The sequence below is a fragment of the uncultured Allobaculum sp. genome (assembly GCF_948576815.1).
In the GTDB taxonomy this organism is placed as follows: Bacteria; Bacillota_I; Bacilli_A; order Erysipelotrichales; family Erysipelotrichaceae; genus Allobaculum; species Allobaculum fili.
Window position 1 is genome coordinate 1 of the sequence record NZ_CAPAEZ010000107.1, and the last position, 5477, is coordinate 5477.

The 5477-nt window shown below is 53.0% G+C and carries 2 protein-coding genes; one reads left to right on the forward strand and one right to left on the reverse strand.

The window, feature by feature from the left end; translation table 11 throughout:
* Positions 1–146: 146 nt before the first annotated feature.
* On the reverse strand, positions 147–1565 hold the full coding sequence (locus Q2J39_RS10415) for an MATE family efflux transporter (protein WP_288340615.1): 1419 nt from the start codon (positions 1563–1565) through the stop codon (positions 147–149).
* 538 nt (positions 1566–2103) lie between these two features.
* Here Q2J39_RS10415 and Q2J39_RS10420 point away from each other — a divergent pair.
* Complete coding sequence (locus Q2J39_RS10420; RefSeq protein WP_288340613.1) at positions 2104–5304, forward strand: YfhO family protein; 3201 nt, start codon at positions 2104–2106, stop codon at positions 5302–5304.
* The last annotated feature ends 173 nt before the right edge of the window (positions 5305–5477 follow it).

The following is a 5477-nucleotide window of genomic DNA, read 5'->3' on the forward strand; positions in this document are numbered from 1 at the left end:
TAGCGTATCTAATATTCAGTCTCGCGTATACCCGTCGATTGTTTGACACTTACTTCTCTTTTGCTGGGGGAGGATTCCGTTTCAGAGCCTGAAAAAGGCCATAAAAAATCCGGAGTCGAAACTCCGGATTGGGGGTCAGAGAAATTTTAGTTCTGTGCGGGCTGAACGAGTTCGTCGGCCAGTTTCTGACGGTTCTGCTCGATGAGAGCCGGCAGTCTGGTTCGTGTATAGCGCAGGAACAGGATACCGGTTGTAACGGCGGCCACAACATCCGCAATCGGTTCGGCCAGGAAAACCGCAAAGACTTTGTCGCTCATGCAAAACGGCAGGATGTAGATCAGCGGCAGAAGCAGAATGATCTTACGATAAACCGCAAGGAAGAGAGACGTCTTCGCATTGCCCAGCGCGATGAACGTCTGCTGACAGGCGATCTGCATACCGAACAGGCAGACACCTGCGATGTAAATGCGCAGCGACCATTCGGTGTACTTAATGAGTTCGGGATCGGGTGTGAAGAAGGAAGCAAAGGCACCCGGGAACAGTTCGCAAAGCGCCCATAAGCCAAAGGAGTAAATCAGCGAGCTGATCAGCAGAATCTTGAACGTCTTTTTGATGCGATCCAGATTGGCGGCACCGAAGTTGTAGGAAATGATCGGCTGCGACCCCTGGGTAAGGCCCTGGAGCGGAAGCATCGCAAACTGCATGATGCTCGCCAGAATCGTCATCGATCCGACAGCCAGGTCGCCGCCGTAGCGCTGGAGGGATGTGTTAAAGGCGAGGGTGATGAAGCTTTCGGTGATCATCATGACAAACGGGGAAAGACCAAGCGCCAGGCAGGGGAGAATGAGCTTCCAGTTCAGACGGATCAGCGAAGGGGAAAGACGAAGCGCGGAACGTTTCGAACGCAGAAACCAGAGAACGAAAATCGCCGAGCAGGCCTGGGAAATGACGGTCGCAATCGCGGCACCGCGTACGCCCAGTCCGAAGACGAAAATGAGAATCGGGTCAAGAACAATGTTGAGAATTGCGCCGATCAGTACGGTGGCCATACCCCAGGATGCGTAGCCCTGTGTGTTGATAAACGCGTTCATGCCCAGGGCAACCTGAACAAAAATGGTACCGGCCGCATAAATCTGCATGTACGCCCAGGCATAGGGGATTGTCTGTTCGCTTGCGCCAAAGGACATAAGCAGATCCCGGCCGAACATTTCGGTAATCACGGTCAGAACAAGGGAAAGAACGATGAGCAGCGCCAGAGAGCTGTTCATGATTTTCTGGGCGGTTTTATTGTCTTTCTGGCCCATGAAGACCGCGGCACGCGGAGCGGCACCCATGCAGACCAGATACGCGAAAGCACTGATCGCTGTGATGAGCGGCATGGTGACGCCGACTCCGGTCAGCGCAGCCTGACCGCTACCGGGGATGTGACCGATATACATGCGGTCAACAATGTTATAGAGAACGTTGACGATCTGTGCCAGAATGCACGGAACCGCCAGATTAAAGAGAAGACGTCCGACCGGTGCAGTGCCCAGGTCAGTCTGACTGCTCTTGGATTTGAACATGGAAAACCATCCTTTCTAAACAAAATCAGAACTTATTATGGCACAAACCGTTATTTTCGGTGCAAAAGGAATATAGTCAGCTTTTTGCCCGTTTTCTCACGCGCTTTTTTGAGCGGAACCGACAAATTCCACAGGCAGGGAATATGATGGCAGGGCAGGATCGGTAAAAAAGAGAGGAAAAGCGGATACTTTCGGGGCTTTTTTGCGCACTGTACGTCCCGGTATTCCGTTTTGGCCGCTTTCTTACACCGGATTTCTTATGGCATTTTCTTCCGCTTTTTATGGCCTGCGGCTTTGCGTACAGGCCGCTTTGAGCGACTGGAACGGTTCGCAGTATGGGCCCCGCCTTTTCTTGCGCCCTTGATTTTGCGAAAATAAAAGCACTTTTGAAAATTCAGCAGGTTCTGACCGGAAGGTGTTCTGGATATTCTCCTGTCTGCAAACCGGCCAGACCCGTCTTTCCCCTGTATTTACCTATATTTATTTTATTTCCCGTTGTGTTCAGCGTTCTGAAACGAACGGAGAAAGGAGAACATTTATGGAATCCGCACTGTCCGAAAAGGCCAGACCCAGATCGCACAGGCCAGGCTGGCTGAAAAAACTGGAGGCGCCTTTTCTGAATATAAAAAACGTCTCCGCAAGAGCGGCGGTGATCACGCTGCTGGTCGCCTCGCTGGCGTGGCTCGTTACCTGGATCGTGATCGGGCTTTTCCCTCTTGGGGAGGCGAGCCTGTGTACGAACGACGGGTACGCGCAGTACATGCCGTTTCTGTCCGAATTCTGGAGCATATTTCGAGAAGGCGGCTCAGTCTTCTATTCGTGGAACGGAGGTCTTGGCGGAAACTTCTTTCTGACCATAGCCTATTACCTGATGAGCCCCTTTACCTTCGTGGCGCTTCTGTTCGACCGTACGCAGATTCCGTTCGCAGCCAATCTGATTATCGTTCTGAAAAACATTCTGGTCTGCACGCTGATGGCCTGGTACTTGCCGACACGAAAAGGCGCTTCGAAAAAAGCAATGCCCGCAGCTGCCTGCGCGATCACGTACGGATTTGGCTTTTATTTCATGGGCTATGCGGTCAACTTCATGTGGATGGATTCGATCGCACTGCTTCCGTTAATGCTTTATGGCATGGAACGGCTCGATACCAGAAAAGGCCGTGCAGTGTATCTGTTCTCGCTGGCGGCGGCTATTTTCATGAACTTTTACATGGGCGCCATTCTCTGCATCTTTCTGGCGCAGTATGAAGTCGTGCTCGTCATGCGCTTTAAAAACCGGCGCTGGGTGCTGATTATCTGGTTCGCGCTCTGTTCGCTCTGCGCCGCGCTGCTGGCTTCACTCGTTTTGCTTCCGGTCATCGAGGGCATGCTTATGGACAACGTTTCACGCATGTCACCGCCGGATTTTGAATTTTTCAATGACTGGGCGTATTTCTTTTCCCGGCTTCTGCCGGATGCGAATATTGTCCGCATTACCCATAATCGCGGGGCGATCAACTTGTACATGGGTTCGGCCTGCCTGATGTTCTGCCTCGTTTTCCTCTTTCAGAAATCGATTTCCTGGCGGACGCGTCTCGGCCTTTCGGGTCTTTGCCTGCTTTACCTGGTGGCGACGCAGTGCAGCTGGCTGAACTACGCCTTTCATGGCTTTTACATGCAGAGGCAGGTGCCAAACCGCTTCGGCTTTCTTGTCGGCTTTCTGTCCTGCCTGATGATGTATGACGGACTGGTTCGAATACGCAAAACGAAGCTTTCGGTTCTGATCGGCTGCGGCGTAACGGCCGCCATCGCCTTTTCGGGTGTCGTCTGGCTTTCCCAGACTTCGAATACCTGGATTGAGCCGGCACTTGTCGGCTGCCTGCTCTGCTTTACACTGGCGGCCGGCTTTCATCGCCAGGTGCTGCTTTCGTGGCTCATTCTGGCCGAAAGCTTTGGCTGTCTGGCCCAGTGCGCGCCGGGCGATCTGTCCAGCTCGTTTACGAATATGAAGCCGGATCTGGAAGCGGCGCAGTTTACGGGAACCGGCCGTTCGGACATTCTTTGCAGCGACATCGTAAACGCGCCCGCCCTGTACGGCTTTCGCGGCGTATCTTCCTTTAACTCCGTCATCAATCCGGATACCGCGTCGATTTTAGGCAAGCTCGGCTATGCAAGCGGCGAAAACTACTACCGCGTCTATGGTCATACGTCCATCAGCGATCTCATTCTTGGCGTCGATCTGTATGCGACCGACGAGCACGAACAGCTGCCCGAACCGTTTGTTGAAGTGGCAAGGGTGGATGATCTCGTCCTCTGGAAGTCGCCGTATGCCACGCCGATTGGCAGTACGATTTTTGACGGCATCGACGCGCTCGATGCATCCAATGAATTTACCAATCTCAATACCCTGATGCCCGACAGCTTCACGCCGCTCGATGTAAAGGCGTCGATTGAAACCGACGCGAAGACGGATGGAGAATTCACCGAGTCTGGCACCTGCATGATTGAAGATATCGAAGACGGGGATGTGACGACCGTCAAGCTGGCGCCGTTTCGCGGCACTCAGGTGTACGTGTATGGAACGCTTGGCGGCTCCAGCAAGTTCAAGGTGTTCAAAAACGATCAGCTCGTTCACGAAGATAAATACGACGGCGAAGTCGTTTACGTCGGCGATGTGGCCGAAAACGATTTTGTCGAACTGCAGTTTACAGCGGATTCGGATCGTGACTCGCAGACGCTGACGCTGTATGCGGCGTCGATGAACGAGGATGCGGTCGAACGGGCGGTGGAACGTCTGAATACGAACGGACTCAAGGATCAGTCCGTGGAAGCGACCCGCGTGACGGGAAATTACGAGAGCCAGAAGGAATGCGATATGGTGTTTACCATTCCGTACGATCCAGGCTGGAAGGCGACCGTCAACGGACAGAGCGTACCTTGTGACAGCTTCATGAACGGCTTTCTGAAAATTCATCTGCCCGCGGGTCTGAATCAGATTGAACTGACGTATCAGCCGCAGGGACTCAAATCCGGTCTGCTTGGTACGGCTGGCGGCATTATCTATGCGGTCCTGATCTTAAAAATGAAAGACGACAAGCCGTACCCGGAGGATGAAGACGACCCCCATAAGAAGAAAAAGCGCCGCCGGCCGCTGCGCAAAAAGAAAGTCTCCAGGGAAGAGGAACTCGAAACCGAAAGCACAGCGGTGGACGAAAAGGATGAAGCGGGAAATCAGACGATTTCAAAAGTCGTAGAAGAAGATTTCGAACGCCTGCCAAAGACCGAATCTGCCGGACAGGATCCGATCCCGTCCGCGTTTGAAGAACCAAAACCAGAGACGAAACCCAAGACTGCCGAAGCACCGGTGGAAAAATCGAAAGCTGCCCCAGACCGGGAAAAGGCGGCTTCGAATAATTCGAATAAAGAGAAAGAAAAAACAAAAGACAAAGCGGCCAAATCCGATCTCGAGTCTTCGGATTCGATCCAGACCCCAGCAGCCTCTGAAGCTGCCGGACCGTCTGAATCCGACGGTACCCCGGCTTCCATGACGCGTGTTCGACTCAGAACGGTTGACCTCAAGGCTCTGGAATCGCAGCTTCCCGAAGATCTGAAAAAAGGCCAGCAGCTGGCCAGCACGGTTCTCTATCAGCCCAAATCCAAACGGGTTCGCTATGAGCAGCGCGCTAATCGGCGAAGCGGCTCGCCGGTCGCAGATTCGAAAGCATCTTCGAAAACGGCAGAGCCGTTCAAAGACGCTTAAGGTCCGCCAACGCAAAAAAAGCCAGGTTTCGAAATTACGCCAGAGATGGTCTGAATTGCTTCGTTCGAGATCGAATTGAAAGAAGCATGCGCTCAGGCGCGTTTCTTTCTGGCTTTACACCAATGCTGTTCACTTAAGCTTCACAAGTGAGCAGTGCCTTGCCTTTCTAGTTT